The 17,861-nt window shown below is 41.8% G+C and carries 12 protein-coding genes; 7 read left to right on the plus strand and 5 right to left on the minus strand.

Features of this window, described 5'->3' with window-relative positions; translation table 11 throughout:
- The first annotated feature begins 469 nt into the window (after positions 1-469).
- Entirely contained in the window at positions 470-1,186 is a 717-nt protein-coding gene (locus AX660_RS21020) for a UTRA domain-containing protein (protein ID WP_068381794.1), read from the plus strand.
- Here the strand turns inward: AX660_RS21020 and AX660_RS21025 are convergent.
- A complete protein-coding gene (locus tag AX660_RS21025) occupies positions 1,176-2,537 on the minus strand; it encodes a DUF5690 family protein (protein WP_068381796.1) in 1,362 nt (453 codons plus the stop codon). The two genes, AX660_RS21020 and AX660_RS21025, sit on opposite strands and share 11 nt — an antisense overlap.
- A 192-nt stretch (positions 2,538-2,729) precedes the next feature.
- Here AX660_RS21025 and phnW point away from each other — a divergent pair, with 192 nt between their 5' ends.
- Both phnW and AX660_RS21035 read left to right on the plus strand, forming a co-directional pair.
- Positions 2,730-3,830 carry a 2-aminoethylphosphonate--pyruvate transaminase gene (gene phnW, locus AX660_RS21030; protein WP_068381798.1) on the plus strand — a complete coding sequence of 367 codons (1,101 nt, stop codon included), beginning with the start codon at positions 2,730-2,732 and terminating at the stop codon, positions 3,828-3,830.
- Positions 3,830-4,480, plus strand: coding sequence for an HAD family hydrolase (locus AX660_RS21035; protein WP_157884368.1), 651 nt, complete (start codon positions 3,830-3,832; stop codon positions 4,478-4,480). Before phnW ends, AX660_RS21035 begins: the two co-directional genes overlap by 1 nt.
- Positions 4,481-4,612: 132 nt before the next feature.
- Here the strand turns inward: AX660_RS21035 and AX660_RS21040 are convergent, their stop codons facing one another.
- From AX660_RS21040 to AX660_RS21055, 4 genes are all read right to left on the minus strand, one after another.
- Positions 4,613-6,643 carry a TonB-dependent receptor gene (locus AX660_RS21040; RefSeq protein ID WP_068381807.1) on the minus strand — a complete coding sequence of 677 codons (2,031 nt, stop codon included), beginning with the start codon at positions 6,641-6,643 and terminating at the stop codon, positions 4,613-4,615.
- Between the two features lie 112 nt (positions 6,644-6,755).
- Positions 6,756-7,856: a HupE/UreJ family protein gene (locus AX660_RS21045; protein ID WP_068381809.1), complete on the minus strand. Its 1,101-nt coding sequence runs from the start codon at positions 7,854-7,856 to the stop codon at positions 6,756-6,758.
- A gap of 62 nt (positions 7,857-7,918) precedes the next feature.
- Positions 7,919-8,500, minus strand: coding sequence for a cohesin domain-containing protein (locus tag AX660_RS21050; RefSeq protein ID WP_068381810.1), 582 nt, complete (start codon positions 8,498-8,500; stop codon positions 7,919-7,921).
- Positions 8,501-8,758: 258 nt separating this feature from the next.
- On the minus strand, positions 8,759-11,857 hold the full coding sequence (locus AX660_RS21055) for a metallophosphoesterase (protein WP_068381812.1): 3,099 nt from the start codon (positions 11,855-11,857) through the stop codon (positions 8,759-8,761).
- 350 nt (positions 11,858-12,207) lie between these two features.
- Here AX660_RS21055 and AX660_RS21060 point away from each other — a divergent pair, with 350 nt between their 5' ends.
- From AX660_RS21060 to AX660_RS21075, 4 genes are all read left to right on the plus strand, one after another.
- A complete protein-coding gene (locus tag AX660_RS21060; protein WP_068381817.1) occupies positions 12,208-14,817 on the plus strand; it encodes a TonB-dependent receptor in 2,610 nt (869 codons plus the stop codon).
- Between the two features lie 142 nt (positions 14,818-14,959).
- Positions 14,960-15,769, plus strand: coding sequence for a phosphonoacetaldehyde hydrolase (phnX, locus tag AX660_RS21065; RefSeq protein WP_068381820.1), 810 nt, complete (start codon positions 14,960-14,962; stop codon positions 15,767-15,769).
- The gene (locus AX660_RS21070) at positions 15,766-17,160 is read left to right on the plus strand and encodes an FAD-dependent oxidoreductase (RefSeq protein ID WP_235594804.1); all 1,395 of its coding nucleotides are present in this window, start codon (positions 15,766-15,768) and stop codon (positions 17,158-17,160) included. The genes phnX and AX660_RS21070 overlap by 4 nt, the downstream gene beginning before the upstream one ends.
- Positions 17,161-17,169: 9 nt before the next feature.
- The gene (locus tag AX660_RS21075) at positions 17,170-17,715 is read left to right on the plus strand and encodes an HD domain-containing protein (protein ID WP_068381822.1); all 546 of its coding nucleotides are present in this window, start codon (positions 17,170-17,172) and stop codon (positions 17,713-17,715) included.
- Positions 17,716-17,861 lie beyond the last annotated feature (146 nt).

Consider the following 17,861-nt stretch of genomic DNA (forward strand, 5'->3'; position numbering starts at 1 on the left):
TGCCCTTTACTCAGCTTAGAAGCGGGTCAGTAATGGTGGGTATTTTTACATGGTCGAAGCGGCAACCCTACCGCGAGAGCGGTTTAGTCCAACGACCCAAAGCGGACGAAACACGTTAACCAATTGAACGAAAATTAGCGAGTATGAAAAGATGTATTCAATGGCAAATTGAGTGTCTCCGAAATTTGGGGAAGATCAGATGCAAGAAAAGGTTCAAGGGTCTCTTAGTTCAAAAGCTGAAGGTACTGTCAAATTGCGAAATGACCGAAATATGCACAAATTTCCAGTCAAACTTCGTTGTGATTTCGTCTTTCTAACTTGCTTAATTGAATGTTTGAAACTACCTGAAAAAATTGAGCTTACTTGTGTTACTCATTATTAACAAAAGCGAAAAGTAAATATTAGTAAGCAGTTTGCGCGTTAGCTTTTTATTAGATAGAGTCTTATTAAATTAAAACGTGTAAAAAATATGTCCACTATAAAACTGCCGCAATTTGTCATTATCAGAAATTACTTGGAACAAATGATCGCTGCCAAGCGCATGGGCCCCAACGCTAAGCTTCCATCTGAAAGAGTGATAGCAACAGAACTTAATACAACTCGAGTGACATTGCGTGAAGCATTAAAACAGCTCGAAGCTGAAGGTATAATCTATCGCCAAGACCGCAGAGGATGGTTTGTTACACCTCATCGCATTTCTTATGATCCCACGAAACAAATTGGGTTTATGGATTATGTTAAGGCTCAAGGCAGCCAACCTAAAACCAAAGTTATTGAAATTGATATTATAAAGGCTACGACAGAATTAGCTGATATTTTTAATATTGATGAGCATATGCAGGTCTTTAGATTAAGGCGTATTCGTTTTATCGATAACAGAGAAGTATTATATGAACAGATATATTTAAGAGCGGATTTTTTTCCAGAACTTGAAAAAATCGACTTTAGTCACTCACTCACCACCGCACTCAAAAATAAATATGGTACCCGTTTTTCAAAACAACATGTCGTTAGTCATTTAATTACGCTACAAAATGCGGTAGCAAAAGCCTTGTTGGTGGTTAGCGGTGCACCGGGGCTTTGTATCAAACGTAAAATTTATGATGATCAAGAGCGAGTATTTGAATATGACGAAGAATACTGGCGTCCTGAAGCCTGTCAATTGCAAATGAGTATTAACTTGTAGTGCTTATGGTTGATCTTGGTTTATCAACTTGATTAATGGAATTGTGTATTTTTTCAGCACTACTGCAGTGAGAGTTTGATGCGCTCTCCTTCAGTGTTTGACGAAAATAGTAAGCTGAATAAAGAATTAACGCTACACCAAGCACTGCAATTATATAAGAGCTTTGTACTAAAAAGTTGGTCCAACTTAACTGTACTTGAGCAAAATTTTTGTACAGTAAAATACCTACACTACCTGCATATCCCATAGAATCTGCGATATAGATCAGAAATCCAGCGTTGGCTTTGTTGTTTGCAACAGCCAACATTCTGTCGAAAATTAAACAGTTAAAGGGGATGTACGATAAGTAAACCCCGGTCGATAAACTAACCATCCAAGTCGAACCCGAGATAATATTTGTTTGATAGAGCAGACTGGATACGCCAACCACAATAAATCCTACTATTACAATAATGTGATTTAACATCAAAGCGCGCAGATTATCTTTAACTAGCATAACCAAACTCAGCATAAAAAGGATAATCAGTGAGGTATAAATGGCTGCAATTGAAAAAATACCAGGCGCACTGCCATAACCTAACGAAGACCAAATCTCTGCTGCAAAGTTGTCACTATAGTCTCGTAGTCCAGTTAACAAGACATAGGCACATATCATGGCCGCCAGTCCGGGAGCAAAACGCAATAATAAATCTCTCCTGTCTTGTGCTGACATAGGCTCTCGTTTGCGTCTCGCTTGAATATCTTGCTCAGATGGCGGAGGGACTTGTGCTAAAAAGTAAACCGACAAAAATAACGGGATAGCAAAAAGTAAACCTGTAACGGCGGGCATCCAAAATTCATTGATCCCCCAGTCAAGCATCAAATATTTGCCAACACTCTTGACCACTCCAGATGAAACTATAAAACTCACACTCAACACGGCGCCTAAAATTTCCGTGGTTCTGCGGCCTTCTAAAAAACTGAAAACCAGACCCCATATCATTCCAAGCGGTAAACCATTTAAAAATAAGGCGAGAAGTTTCCAGTATCCTGGCAGGATAGGAAACAGGATTAAAGCGATTTCCGCGGCCATCACTAAGCTCAAAATAGCAACAGCACGTTTTCCAGCTTCCATTTCAGAAATGATTTTAATGCCAATAAACTTAGACAACGCGTAACCAAGAACTTGAGCAAGTATTAACGCAATTTTAAAATCGAGTTGGCTATGCCAACCGTCTACATTTTCATATGTACCTACAGTAAACGGCTTTCTAAAAGCATACATACTGAAATAAGTAATAAAGGCAGCACTTGCTGCATAAATCACTAACCAAATTTGAGGCGCATTATTTAAGTAAGATTTGATTTTCATTTAGGCGTAGATATGTAAAAAAATTGCGAATAAGTCTATCGTTCAATTATTACATTTGTGCTTTCTGGTCTATTCCATGATGATTTTTTATTTGTAATGTGTACTTTATAATAAAAAAAAGCCTAAATTTAGGTTGTCATATTTATTTAGCATTCATTTGTTTATAATTGGTCTATACCAAAAAGGAGGCGTATGAACCAATATTTATTGTTAACCCCCGGCCCATTAACAACGTCGGAAACCGTTAAGCAGGCGATGATGCAAGACTGGTGCACTTGGGATGAGGATTATAATTCAGCAATTGTGCAAGTTATAAGAGAAAAGCTGGTTGGTTTAGCAACTGCAGACCAAGGTTATTCCAGCGTACTAATGCAAGGTAGTGGCACGTCTACAGTAGAAGCAACCATCGGTACCTTACTCGGTAATAGCGACAAATTGTTAGTAATCGATAATGGCGTTTATGGCAAGCGTATCAGCGAAATAGCCACTTATCTAAACATTGAGCAAACGGTACTGAGCTTTCCTGAAAAGGCTATACCTGACTTACTAAAAATTCAAAAGGTGTTGGATGAAGACAAAGCAATAACTCATGTCGCTATGGTGCATTGCGAAACAACAACTGGAATTTTAAATCCGGCAACAGACGTTGCATTTTTAGTAAAGTCTTATAAAAAAGTTTTTATATTAGATGCCATGAGCAGCTTTGGTGGCATTCCAATGGATATTGGTGATATGCAGGTTGATGCTTTAATTAGTTCGGCTAATAAATGTATTCAAGGCGTTCCAGGATTCGGTTTTGTGATTGTAAAAACAGCACTCCTTGAAGTCTGTGCGGGTCGAGCCCGTTCATTATCGTTAGATTTATATGAACAGTGGCAGACAATGGAAAAGCAGCAAGGTAAATGGCGTTTTACTTCACCCACTCACGTTGTACGTGCTTTTTATCAAGCTTTACTTGAACTTGAAGCAGAGGGAGGAGTAGAAGCTCGGTATCAACGCTACTCGCATAACCAGCAGTTACTAACAAAAGGTATGAGTGAATTAGGATTTAAAGCATTGGTAGCGCCATCCATGCAATCGCCCATAATTACTGCTTTTTATTCACCTGAACATCCAGATTACAACTTTAAACAATTCTATGGCCTATTGAAACAACAAGGATTTGTTATATATCCCGGTAAAGTATCAGATACGGATTGTTTCCGTATCGGTAATATTGGCGAGGTCTATAGGCAAGATATAGAAAAATTGCTTATTGCTTTAAAGTCATGTTGTTTCTGGGAGAAAGTTTAATGTCTGATCAAACCGTATTGGCCGCTTTTGATCTAGATGGTACTTTGTTTGATGGTGATTGTGCAGAGTTATGGCTACAATTTTTACGTGACAAAGATTGGCCAGGGATTGCGACAACTATTACCCATTGCCAGCAACTTATGGCGCAGTATGAAAGTGGCGGATTAGATATGCTTAACTATATGACATTCTGGCTACAACCACTCGTAGGTTATCCTGTGTCGGAAATCAAAGCCCTATCACAACAATTTTATGAGTTTTATGCCAAGCGTTTTTTTAGCGAAGGCATAGAGCGTGTGAAATGGCATCAGCAACAAGGCCACACCACTATATGTATTTCCGCCAGTCCTGACTTTGTGGTGAATGCTATAACACGCTTTTTAGGATTTGATCATGTTTTGGGTCTTCAACTTCAGTTAAAAGAACAAAAAATTACCGGAGGTGTTGCATTTCCTCTTTGTTTTCAGCACGGCAAAACGCAGTTGCTTGAAAAGCTCTTTGGCAGGAAATTAGATTACTCTTATAGTGATTCGATAAACGATGTATCTTTATTGGAAATGGCGGAAAGCGCCTATGTCGTTAATCCCAATCTGCAGTTACAAGCTCTTGCATCAGAAAAAGGGTGGCAAACCTTGATTTGGCAAGGTTAATTTGTAACTTTATCAAATATCATTGACCTCAGTCGCGGCTGTATAACTGCATTGCACAGGATGTTAACGTGAATTTACATCCTGTCCTTATTCTAAACAGACTTCAATATTTTCAAACGTTATTGAGCTAGCTTAGAATGTGTAATTCGCCTCTAGCCTTAATGTCCTTGGTTCAATCGGGTGAAAATGAATATCTTCAATCCCTCCACTGCTTTCACCGGGTAAGCGTGATGAATATAGATAGTCGATGTCATGGTCATTACTGTTTAAGGCATTAAGCATGTTAAGTGTAAATTGCCATCTATTATATTGATAATTGAGTAGCATATTTAACACTGTAAACTCATTGGATTTGACCTCACCTAAACTATCCAGATTCCGTTGACCAAAATGTCGCATGCGTAAGCTAAAGTGCCAACTGTCCATTGGCTGCCAGAGCAAGCCACTACTTAAAACAAATGGAAGTGCGCCAGCAATTTTGTTGCCTTCGTTATTGATAGTGTCTGCGTAATGTGAATCTGTCCAAGCTAGTTCTATATCCGCGCTAAATATCTTATTTAACCAGTAATATGCTGATAGCTCGATACCCCAGCGTTTCGATGGTAAGCTGCTTTCTGTATTGCCAGCATCGCCAACAAATAATAATTCGGAATCTAAATTTAGACTCCATAATGCCATTGAAAAGTTTAACTGCTCAGCTCGCGAGTATCTCAAACCAACCTCAGCTCCTGTGCCACGAACCAGTAAATCAACTTGTTCTGCGCTTTCACCTGAAACCGGATCGACTTGAATAGTGCTACCTCTGGCATCGTTTGAATGGAACGACTGCCCCGCGTTGAGATAGCTTTCCCAATTATTGTCGATTCGATACACAAGCCCCCCTTTCAGATTAAGTAGTCCGTCATCTGCATGACCGCTATTGAGTTCTAAATTACTTTCTACTTTTGCCCATAAGTGATCGTAACGGATCCCCAAATTGGCTGTAATTACAGAGTTGAATGTGGTTTCGCCCTCCCAAAATAATGCCAGTGATGACTCTTGTACCTTGTCACTGCGCACAGTTGACAGTGGCTGACGCTGATAGGTGCGAATAAGCGCGACGTCGTTAATATCGTCATAGCGAAATTGCAAGCCCATATTTTGCCGTAAGCGTTCGTTATTTATAACACTTCGCTTGATATTAGTGCCGTAAATGAAGCGCTTATCGACTTGTTTAAATTGGTCTCCGTGCTCCGGATCATCCAAGAAATAAGTGAAATTAGAATATAAATCGAGTTGAGACTGAATCACAAACGCATCAACGTGCCAATCTGTGTTTTGCCACTGGGTTGACAGGCTATAACGTGCTGAATTACCTCCTGCAGTAGGATCTACTGTTTCCAATGGACTAATTTGCCCGCTGTTGACTAAACGTAACGGGATTTGATCTGCAGCATTCCAGCTATTGTCATAAGCCATAAAAGCCACGTTGCCTTGCTTATTTCCTTCTCTAAAAGAATATTGTAGCAATGCATTAGTTTTACGTAGTCGCTCACTCACGCCTAACCAAGGTCCATCATAACGTTCAGATTCTAAAAGGCTTATAAATCCGTCGTTATCGTATTGTTGATTTGCGCCTAACAAACCACGTATGTAACCATCTTGTCCTAACTCTAACTTAGCGATGTTTGTTGGCAGCGAGTCGAACGTGATGAAATCAGCTGCACCTGCGTTTGAAAAGTCGCCGTTCTCGGCGTGATAAGGGCCTTTTTGATATTGAATGCTGGCTACGCTTTCAGGGATGATAAAATTCAGATCTGTATAGCCTTGACCATGTCCGTGAGTGCGCATATTAATCGGCATTCCATTAATACTAGTGGCAAAGTCAGTACCGTGATCTAGATTAAATCCACGAAGAAAATATTGGTTAGCTTTACCGGAACCACTATGCTGAGTTACTACCATGCCAGGCACAAATTCTAATACTTCGCCTTGTCGTAACATGGGTCTAACATTAATATCTTGAAAGCCAATAATACCCTCTGATGCACTTAAAGTTTGTCCTATAAGGGGTAAGCGATGTCCATATACTACGACTTTTTCGATGTCTTCCAGTTCTTGGATATCAGCCCAAACCTGAGGTCCACTTACAACAATCAATGAAAATAGAATTGTTTTTTTCATTAGGTAATGTTCCTATTCTTTTTTAACTAGATAAGGGGATAACGGCATGTGTAACTCTGTTTATCTTAACTGCCCAACGAACTAGGTGAGACAAACAGTAATTAAGAACAAACTAAACTAAACGCTCGACGAACCAATAAAATCCAACTATTGCAATGACTCCGCTGGTTATTGGTACCACACGCTGAATATAAATGGTTTGCTGACGCCAGCTCCAACAGACAAGGGCTGCAAGCCCTATGACTGTCAATTGTCCGGCTTCTACGCCAAGGTTAAATGACAACAAGCTCAAAACAAGCTGTTCACCAGGTGCTGCTATTTCGCTGAAAACGCTAGCAAAACCTAAGCCGTGCAATAAACCAAAAATAAATATCATTAATCGCTGTCTCGCGGGGTGTTTTTTTAGCAACACTTGTACCGCCAACAGGATAATAGTTAGGGCAATTAAGGGTTCAATAATGGAGGGGGTAATCTGAATCCAGCCTAAGGTTGCCAAACTTAGTGTAATGGAATGCGCAATGGTAAAAAGTGATACATTTAGAACTAGCTCTCGTAGCGTACTGGTACATAAAAACAAGAGTAAAACAAACAATATATGGTCAATACCTAAGGGAACGACATGTTCAAACCCCTGCACAAGATAATTAATACACAGCTCAAGCAGCGATTGTTTGTGGTGCGTTAAGTCGTAAGCAACACTAGGTTTACCGGCAGCAACCAATTGTTTCAAGGGCTGATTAATGACAAGATCTACTTTGCCTAAAAAATCTGGTAGTTCTAGTTGTATTTGATTGATATTGTCAGGTAGAACACCTTTTACCATCATCAAGGCGCGGTACTCGGTATCTTGATTCGGCCGCTGAAGGTAGGCGTGCATCATTTCTGTATCAGTAACTTCTATTTTATTTAGCGTGATGCTGTAGTTATCAACAATCAAGTAAGAGCGTTGTGCTAACTGGTTGATTGCACGACTTCGTGCACGACGTACATCGCTTAGTGACATTTTTCTTACTTGATCAATCAGTTCCGAATCGTCGCCATTTAGGTTCGCGCCAATTTGCAATAATTCGATTAGGTCGAGATCCACCTGAATTCGATATTGCTGATTGTCCAAAATTGTCAATGAGGCTTTAGTTACTTCAAAATTGTGAGTTAAGCCAGTGATACTGTAAACAAAGCCGATTAAGGCTAGTACTAGTTTAATCTTCCACATACATCATCTCAGGTACGAAACGGGGATTGAGTCCCCGTTTTTGTTTTATTTATAAGTGTGGGTTAGTTATCAATACCGCGTAATCGGCGGCTAGCTAAGAGCCCAGCCAAACCTAAGCCCATTAATAAGGCAATCGAAGGTTCTGCTACATCTACACTCGATCCAACAAGTTCAACATTGGTTAAAGGCGAGGCATTATTGGCATCACCTAGAGCATTAACTTGAGTTAGCAAATTAGCGGTACCATTGCCGATTACGTCAAAAACCAGACTCGCTAAGATAAAACTACCAGCCTGCATGCTATTTAATATCTCATCTGAATCAAATGACAGTTCAAACAGGTTGACTAGGCCACTGGATACCTCAGTTGCTGATTGCCAACTGCCCAATCCGATAAGATCTAGCTGATTACCAAACATGGCGTTTTGAAATGTCAGCATGTTGCTATCAAATATAAAGTCAATGTCAAAGGTGGCTAAAGAACTGGCTTGTTTGTCGCCTAAACCAGAAATAGTTAAGTCCACAACCAATTGCTCGCCGATGCTAGTGGTAGAACTTTGTGGAACGATGGATATCAATGCTGCGTGGGCTGGCAATATCAAGGAAGCCATCAGGAGGCTAAAGGAGGTTAATAAACGTTTCATATTTTGTATTCCTTAATTATCAAAGGGTTGTTCGTAATACAAACACAGAGCTCAGTCATTGTTAGGTACCCTATGCATGATTGTGGTCTAGACCAATATTACTGTGGAAAAATGACAAACTGATGAAAATGAGGTGACATAGCTAAATAAGCGGGAACAATATGGCTTATTTAGCTTTTCATAAAAGGCCAGATAATGGATATCTGGCTTTTAATTCACTAATTAACTATCAAGTTCGGATTTTCGTAAGTACTTGTCTTAATTGTTTACTGCACATCTAATTTGTGAACACTGCAACATACACGCCCTAGCATCTAGGGCATTAACAATACCGTTTTGATCCCAGTCGGCCCTATCACCTTCCTCAGCTGGTGTATTAAGTTTGGCCGTGATGGCGCGGATATCATTATTGTCGATGTAGAAATCGGCGTTGACATCACACATTTGCAAAGGTAATTCTTCTGCCATCAGAACCAGATCGGCATTGCCAATTAGTTCACCATCAGTTACTGACAGTTGGATATGATAAATTCCTGCTTCATCGGCTTCGAAGTGCGCATGAGCCGTATCCGAACCAATAATTTCTGCCTTACTACCCAGCGGAAGACTCGCCATAGTCCACTGATAACTTAAAAGGTTTGGTCCATTGTCTGGGTCAAAGCTGGCACTGCCATCCAAATACACGGTATCACCACGATTTACTTCTTCTGTAGCTTTGATAGATGCGACAGGTTTCATATTTTCAGGTGCAGGTATTTCTTCATGAGTGATAATTAAGCTGATAGCATCAATGTAGGAGTCGTTATCACTACCACTTTTTCGCGTACCTTTCATACGTACAACGGCAGATAAGGTGTTTGGTGGTAACGTAATACTGGTTGTTTTTAAAGTCCATGTAGCATTGGTATTACTCAGGCTTTCTGAGCTGGCAATTAAGGTGTCACTGTCGTCATATAAATCAACCCATACTTCAGGAATGTCATTACCATTCCAATCACGTATGTAAGCTTGAAGGTTCAGAATCGCCGTGTTTCTGCTTATTACCGCGCCGTAAGCAGTCAAATCAACTTTTTGCATTGCCTGTCCGACAGCTGAGTGAGAGCAAATGCCTCCTGCAGAAAAGTATTTCGCGCCTTGTTGTGCTGTTATACCACTGCAGGCACCTGATGCATTAGATTCAACCACACCTTGTTCAATTTCCCAGTTTTCCATGCCTTGTTCTGCGTCGCCATTGACCAGTAAGTTATCTGAAGAAGTAAAGGCGAGAGGCTCGGAACCAAGACGTAGCTTAATGGAATCAATATAGGAGTCGTTGTCACTACCGGCGTTGCGAGTACCTTTCATTCTGACAACAGCAACTGCTGCGCTTGTAGGCAGTTCAATTTTGGTTTTTTGTTCTGCCCAAGTACCTGATGCATTAGTTAAAATGCTTGAAGTAGTTACTAAATCACTGTTGGAATTGTAAACGTCTACCCATACTTCTGGGATATCTTTACCATTATAGTTTCGAATGAAAGCAGCAAGCTCGAGAAACGCGCTGCCATTGCTGATTTCAGGGGTGAAACTGGATAAATCAATTTCCTGCATAGCCTGTCCCACAGCAGAGTGAGAGCAAATACCACCAGCAGAAAAATAGTTAGCACCTTGTTGTGCAGTTATACCATTACAAGCACCTGATGCATTAGATTCAACTACACCTATTTCGACGGTCCAGTGTTGCATGCCAAGCTCGGCATCACCATTAAGGACAAGGTTATCACTGTATACTTGATCTTCCACTTCAAAAGTGGCATTTGGAGACCATTCAGACCAAGCCCAATGCTCGTCTCTGTAACGTACGCGCCAATGGTAAGAACCCGAAGGTAAGCTGGTATTCACATCATAAGCATTCAGTGCTACACCGGCTTGAGTGTTTTGATACCTCCAGATATTTTCAGACCGAGTCTTGTTTCCCCAAAAATCCAATTCAACAGTATTGAACTCTGGGTCGCTGGATACTTGCCAATGTGATTCGAGGTGATTGTCGTTGTCTGCATCGGCATATTCACTTGCAACTAGGGTAAAGTTGCCTTCAATGACACTTCCATTAGGAGCAATTGCCGTCGGTTGTTCAGGGTTAAAGTTGTCACCGCCGACTACAAAATCATCACGAATACCTTCGCCTTGGTAGCCCCAATATTGGTCTCTTCCGTCTCCTCCAGAATAACGTTTCACGTGCATGCTTTTTTGCTTAACACCAAACTCAAGCAGTGAATAGCCAAATTCAGGATAAGATCTTTGGAACTCGTCGTAATCGTACATCTGGTATTCGTCCCAGTAGTCGATGTCACCCGAACTTACCGCCGCGTTTAGCCAAAGGTGGCTTACATCTCTTGATTGGCCACGAGAATATGCATGAGTATGACCAAAAATGTGGCCACTGATTTTTCCTGTTTGTGCTGAGATATCTTCAAATTTTCTAACGTACTCACAAGTCAGATCTTTTTCTCCTGGCACCCATAATTCTGATTTACAAGGATGATGAATTTGCAACATAACGTAATCAATTTCAGAGTTATTAGTTGTATCTTCCAGTAAAGGATCTAACCACAGGCGCTGTTGTTTTTCTAAAGTGGTATTTGTAGTTGTATTAGAGTTAAGTGTAATTATCCGTAGATTGAGGTAATCAAAGCTATGCCACTGTTCCTCATAGTTGCCAGTGCTGTTAGATGGCAGTTCAAAATAATTAGTGTAATTAGTGAGCGCATAATCATGGTTGCCAATCGCTGGTATGACCGGTACCCTCGCAAAAATCGGTGCGGCTTGCCCAAAAAATTGTGTGCGCCATTGATTTATGTTACTTCCGGTCTGGACAATATCCCCAGGAACGATGATTGCTGCGATTTCATCATCACAATTATTAATGTCATTATTGCAATTATTCGGCACCATGCCATTGTTAACAATGTCACCCAAACGGTTGACGTGGTTACCTTGTGAATCCGAAAACGACAGAATCTTAATCGTTTCTTGGTTGTCACTGGGTACTGGCCAAGTTTTAAATCCCCAAATATCTGAGTCACCACCATCAGTTGTAACATAGTATTGATAGCGAGTGCTGCTATTTAGATTATCTATACGTGCTCTATGAATGGTGGACGAAGAGGCTATTTTATTCATCATAATCGTGATGAAAGGTTGTTCCGTTCCTCTCTCTCTGTAGTGCAATTGCACATTTTGATCATTCGTTTCCAAAAGCACAGACATCGCGTCAGTTGCAGGATTTTGTAGATAGGGGGATACAATAAAACTTGGTTGTGCGCTGGCAAGCCAGGACATCAGCAAGCTTGGTGCAAAAAATAGCTTTGAATATTTCATAAGGCCTCTTAGTTGTGGTATATACCAGATTGGCATTTTGCACAAAGAAGGTTACAGGTTTTTGACAGATTTATTATTTTTAGTGATAAAAATACTTTAAGCGTCTTTACGTTATTATTTAATCAAAAATCTCCGTAACACATGATTATAAGCGTCATTAAATCTTAGGGGTTAAATATTCTCCGTATGAAAAAAACGCAACTATCCAGCAGGATATTAAAATTTTGAATTGTCATTTACCTGCAACAATTTCTCTTTATTATTGCGAAATCACAAATCTGGACTATACCAGATTTTTGTGAAATCAATAAGTGATCGTATAAATGACTATCAATAGGAACTGGGAAACCATGAGAAAACTAAGCCCCATAGCAGCAACGCTGCTCGCACTCTTCAGCCACAATGTATTGTCACAAGAGGCACAGACTACAAACGACGCTAATGAAGCATTGTTAGATGAAGTCGCCACGGTTGGATATATGCACAAAGGTGTGGCTCGCGCTTTAGAAATTCAAAAAACGGCCAGCAGCATTGTTAACGTCGTGTCGGCTGATGGTATTGGTAAATTACCTGATCGTAATGCCGCAGAAGCCGTGCAGCGTATGCCAGGGGTGTCGATCGAGCGTGACCAAGGGGAAGGCCGGTTTGTAGCAGTACGTGGTTTACCGTCGCAGTGGAACTCGACCACTTTGAATGGTTCACGTTTACCTACTGCTGAAGAAGAAACTACCAGTCGTGCTGTGGCTTTCGACTTTTTCCCCAGTGACATGATTGAATCAGTAGAAGTCGCTAAAGCGATTAGACCAGACATGGAAGGCGACGCAATTGGTGGTAGTGTTAACTTTATTACCCGCCGTGCGCCAGAAGAACAAACGTTGTCAGTTAACGTCGGGGTGGGTGATTCCGAACTGGCGGAGGGAGGCAGTACTAGCTTTAACGTGCTATATGGAGACCGCAGCGACAATGGCAAATTTGGTTATTTAGTTAATGCCACCATGTGGCAACGAGATTGGGCAACTGATAACTATGAACCACGTCGTGATGGTTTAGGGGTGCACCGTTTAGAGTTGCGTGATTATGTTGGTACACGTACCACTTATGGTTTGAATGGCGCGGCAGAATATTTGTTAGATGACGGTTTGATTTACGCCAAAGCCTTATTTGGTTCATTGCATGACGAAGAAACACATTACAAACATCGTGTGCGTTATGATAAAAACCGAGTAGAACTACAGCATATTTATAATGAATTGATCACCGAAATGTCAGGTTTTCAAGTGGGTGGTGAGCATGATCTAAACGCAACTACTGGTGTGGATTGGAGCTTAGCCACTTATACCAATAAGTTTTTTTATGGTGACATCCCTAACTCGGCAGATGGAGCTTACTACGTTGTTAAGTTTAAACAAAACGTTGAATTTGACGGCGATGTAGGAATGGTTGATGGAGTCAATCTAGGCGATGGTTTGATTTATAACACCATCGATGGCGGAACTGATCCAGCCTTGGGTATAGGTATGCATTTATCTGATGATTGGCAAATGGATCCTAGCCAAGTCGTATTGGCCGATGTTGAACTGTATGACATCGACTTAAAAGAAAAAGATAAAATTGTAGCCGAGCTGAATGTGACTCATCGCATGGGCACAGAGTTAGAGTTTAAAGCTGGTCTTAAATATCGCGACAAAGAACGCAGTGCGATGTTTTTTGATAAGTTTTTTGCCTGGAATGAAACTGAATTTGGCCCAACTCCAACTTTACAGCAAGTGGCAGATGATTTGGGTGTTGGTTTGGTTGATCAGCCTGGTCGTGAAGACTTTTTGAGCAATTTTGATATTGATTATCAACGTTATTTTTCCACAGTTTTGCCGGTAGAAGCCTTAAAAGGCTGGTGGGATGATAATCAACATAAACTTACTTTACTCGAAGGGGATTCTGAGATCCCAGAGCTGGGAGGTGGTTTAAGCCGCAACTTTGATTTACAAGAGTCGCATATGTCGGTTTATGGCATGGCAACCTATACCCCGTCGGATAACTGGACAGTATTAGGTGGTTTACGTTTGACTCAAACCGATACGCAAGTAAATGGTTACGTGAAAGTATCCGACGAAAACGGTACGCGAGTTGAACCGGCTGAAGGTAAAAAAGATTATTTGTCGGTCTTGCCTTCTTTGCATGTGACTTACAGCCCAGACGAAAATACTAATTATCGTTTGGCCTTAACTCGTACGTTTGCGCGCCCTGACTTCGGTCAATTGTCTCCAGGTGCTACTTATCTAGAGATAGAAAACGAATTGAGTTCAGGTAATCCAGAATTGGCTCCGACTTACTCAAATAACCTTGATTTAATGTACGAATATTACTTTGGAGATACGGGTATTGTCTCGCTAGGTTATTTTTACAAACAAATTATCGACCCAGTATTTAATCAATCTTATTTAGGCACTTACCGTGGCCAGACCGTTACTGTAACCAGCCCGCTTAACGGTGATGATGCTACCTTACATGGCGTTGAGTTAGCGTTTAATACTAAGTTAAGCATGTTAGGAAGCTGGGCCGACAGTTTTGGTTTTACCGCCAATGCCACCTTCATGGACTCAGATATGGATATTCCTGGGCGTGACGACAAAGTGAGTATTTCTCGTCAGGCTGACTCTTTGTATAACATCGCTTTGTATTACGATGATGGCACGTTTGCGGCGCGTGTGGCCGTTAACCATAAAGGTGCATATATCGAGAATCACGGTAGCAGTGCTGACTACGATACTTACTACGGTGAATATACCAGTGTGGATGCAACGGCCTCTTATCAGGTGACAGATAAAGCCATGATTTATCTGGAATTAAATAACTTATCTGATGAGCCACTGCAGTATTACACCGGCTCTGAAGCACGTCCTAATCAGATCGAATACTACGGTATTAAAGGTCAGATTGGCATCCGTTACGACTTTTTCTAAGTGTGTTTGGGCACCAGCTTAACGGCGGTGCCTTTTTTCCATGCCTACGTGGAAATAGCTTGTTCCGCCTCAAGACTCGGACTGATTTTACAACTCTTGGTACTCGGCGGATTTTTACGTTTTAGTATAATGGGGTGACATAGTGCAAAAAATTGAAGCACTTATTTTAGATTGGGCGGGCACGGTGGTGGACTTTGGCTCTGTAGCACCCACCAGCATTTTTGTAGAGGCCTTTAAACAGGCCTATAACTTTGAACTATCAATTGACGAGGCCAGAGTGCCTATGGGGCTGGGCAAATGGGATCACATTAAAGCCATAGGTCAGTTACCTGAGGTCGCTGCCCGCTGGCAAAATCAGCTTGGTTATCTCCTGGATGACAGTGTAGTTGACGAAATTTACTCGACTTTCATGCCACTGCAAAAGGCTAAAGTTGCACAGTTTTCAACACCAATTCCCGGTGTACTCGACTGTCTTGATTGGGCACGTCAACAAGGTATTAAAATTGGCTCTTGTTCCGGCTATCCCCGTGAAGTCATGCGAATACTGGCGATGGCTGCTGCCAAACATGGTTATACACCTGATTGTTGGGTTGCCAGTGATGATCTGCGCGCAGGCTCGCGTCCAGGTCCGTGGATGGCACTGCAAAATGTCATTGAGTTAGGGATTAGTAACGTGGCAAATTGTATTAAATTTGACGATTCAGTGCCAGGGATCTTAGAAGGATTAAACGCTGGAATGTGGACAGTGGGTATCGCCGTAACTGGCAATATTATAGGTTTAACAGAATCCGAATGGATGGATTTGCCTCCAACTGAACAAACAAAACTGAAGCTCAAAGCCCATCAAACTCTGTTAGCCGCTGGTGCGCATTATGTGGTGGATTCGCTGGCCGACGCTGTGCCGGTGATCCAGCAAATTCAGTCACGGATTGCAGGTAACGAAAGACCTTGAACCGATTTCAACCATTTTGGTTTGACGAAGCGATGACTACAGAAGGGCGTGAGCTAAGAGCCCCCTTAACTAAAAGTATTCACGCCGATGTGTGCATTGTGGGTGGGGGGTACACGGGTTTGTGGACTGCCATCAAGTTACGTCAAAAATCTTCGGATTTAGACATCGTCATCATCGAAAAAGACTTATGTGGGCAAGGGGCTTCGGGTCGAAACGGTGGCTGCATGTTGACCTTTTCGAGTAAGTTTCGCTCTTTGGAAGCCCATTTTGGCTTAACCGAAGCCATTCGCTTGGTTAAAGCTTCAGAAAACGCGGTTTTGGCGATTCATGAGTTTTGCCTGCGGCACGGGATTGATGCTGAAGTTCGGCCCCATGGTGCGGTGTATACCGCGACCAATAATGCCCAGCAGGCCGTCTTACAGCAACCACTTACCGCCTTGAAACAACAGCAACTTAATCATTGGACGGAGCTGAATGCAGCTGATCTGGTGGCGCTAACGGGATCTACACGCCATTTGGCCGGGATATTTTCGCCTCATGGCGGTACTGTGCATCCCGGAAAATTGGTGCGTGGACTGGCGCAGGTGGCGCAAAACATGGGGATCAGAATATTTGAACATACCGAAATGGAAAATTTTAGTTCAACGGGTACGGTGCAGATAAACACCCCGAAAGGGCGCATAAACGCGAAGAAACTGATTTTGGCCACCAATGCCTGGACACCTCGGCTTATTCCTCAGTTTAATCGTGCGGTTGTGTTGGTTTCGTCAGATATGCTCATTACTGACGAACAAGTTGATACACTACAACATCAATGGTTTACCAAGGGTACGGCTGTAGCCGACTCTAGGTTGTTTGTTCATTATTACCGCAACAGCCAAAGTGGACGCATTATGTTGGGTAAAGGCGGCAATTATTTTAGTTATGCCAATCGTATGTTGCCACTGTTTGACCAGCCCAGTCGCTTTGAGTCAATGTTAAACACAGCTTTTAAGAGTTTTTTTCCGCATGTCGATAGCAAAATGTCCCGTAGTTGGACAGGGGCATCGGATCGTTCGGTCAGTGGTTTACCGTTTTTTGGGCATTTGCCCCAGCAAAATAATGTGTTGTACGGCTTTGGCTATTCGGGTAATGGGGTGGTGCAAAGCTTTTTGGGCGGCGAGTTTTTGTCTTCAATGGTATTAGGGCTGGATGACGAATGGACACGTTCTGGCATGGCGCAGGGAGTAAAACACTTTTTCCCCCCAGAACCATTATGTACGTTAGGAGCACGATTAATCAGACATTCCGTATTGCGTATTGAAAATCGAGAAGAAACCGACCTAAGGCCGTTTTGGTTTGATAAAAAACTAGCAAGTCTGGCGGTAAGTGCAGGCAAAGTGGATAAATAAAGGAATAAGATGACTCAGCAGACCATATCCATACTAGCCGAACTGTTTGAGGAGTTCGGACAAAACACCTATGGGGAGGCTTGCTCGCAAATAGCCCACGCTATTAGCTGTGCGCAATTTGCAGCTCTAAAACAGTATTCTGAACTATTGGTTATTTCAGCATTTTTACATGATATCGGCCATTTAATAGCAGATAGAGAACAACTATCAGGTTTGACCGAATTGGGTTATCCGCAACATGATGAACTTGCAGCAAATTGGCTATGTGCCCAAGGATTTCCGCCTACAGTAACGGAACCAATACGCTTACATGTTGCCGCTAAACGCTATCAAGCCAGAATTGGCTTGCAACACTTATCTCCAGCTAGCCTAGCCACGTTAGAAGAGCAAGGAGGCTTGATGGATGATGAAGAAGCTCAAAGTTTTGAGCAACATCCGTACTCTAACGAGGCACTATTATTGCGTCAGTGCGACGACGCAGGGAAACCAGATAGTACTGCGGAGATAGATCTTAAATTTTGGCTCAATTTGGTTGAGACGTTTTTAGTAAGGTAAATACTAATTGATAATGCCTTTGTGTTAAATTTGCCTAAAATTAGCCGCCCATTCTTTTTCTTTTCCGGAACATCAAATCTATCTTCTATTTCTTTGACGTCGATAGGTAGGTCAACGCCTGAAAGTTCGTTTTAATACATTCTTGG

It is taken from the genome of Paraglaciecola hydrolytica, from assembly GCF_001565895.1.
In the GTDB taxonomy this organism is placed as follows: Bacteria; Pseudomonadota; Gammaproteobacteria; order Enterobacterales; family Alteromonadaceae; genus Paraglaciecola; species Paraglaciecola hydrolytica.

Coding starts and splice junctions, on each gene's coding strand:
- AX660_RS21020 (WP_068381794.1), top strand. CDS start 470: ATGTCCACTATAAAACTGCCGCAATTTGTCATTATCAGAAATTACTTG.
- AX660_RS21025 (WP_068381796.1), bottom strand. CDS start 2,537: ATGAAAATCAAATCTTACTTAAATAATGCGCCTCAAATTTGGTTAGTG.
- phnW (WP_068381798.1), top strand. CDS start 2,730: ATGAACCAATATTTATTGTTAACCCCCGGCCCATTAACAACGTCGGAA.
- AX660_RS21035 (WP_157884368.1), top strand. CDS start 3,830: ATGTCTGATCAAACCGTATTGGCCGCTTTTGATCTAGATGGTACTTTG.
- AX660_RS21040 (WP_068381807.1), bottom strand. CDS start 6,643: ATGAAAAAAACAATTCTATTTTCATTGATTGTTGTAAGTGGACCTCAG.
- AX660_RS21045 (WP_068381809.1), bottom strand. CDS start 7,856: ATGTGGAAGATTAAACTAGTACTAGCCTTAATCGGCTTTGTTTACAGT.
- AX660_RS21050 (WP_068381810.1), bottom strand. CDS start 8,500: ATGAAACGTTTATTAACCTCCTTTAGCCTCCTGATGGCTTCCTTGATA.
- AX660_RS21055 (WP_068381812.1), bottom strand. CDS start 11,857: ATGAAATATTCAAAGCTATTTTTTGCACCAAGCTTGCTGATGTCCTGG.
- AX660_RS21060 (WP_068381817.1), top strand. CDS start 12,208: ATGAGAAAACTAAGCCCCATAGCAGCAACGCTGCTCGCACTCTTCAGC.
- AX660_RS21075 (WP_068381822.1), top strand. CDS start 17,170: ATGACTCAGCAGACCATATCCATACTAGCCGAACTGTTTGAGGAGTTC.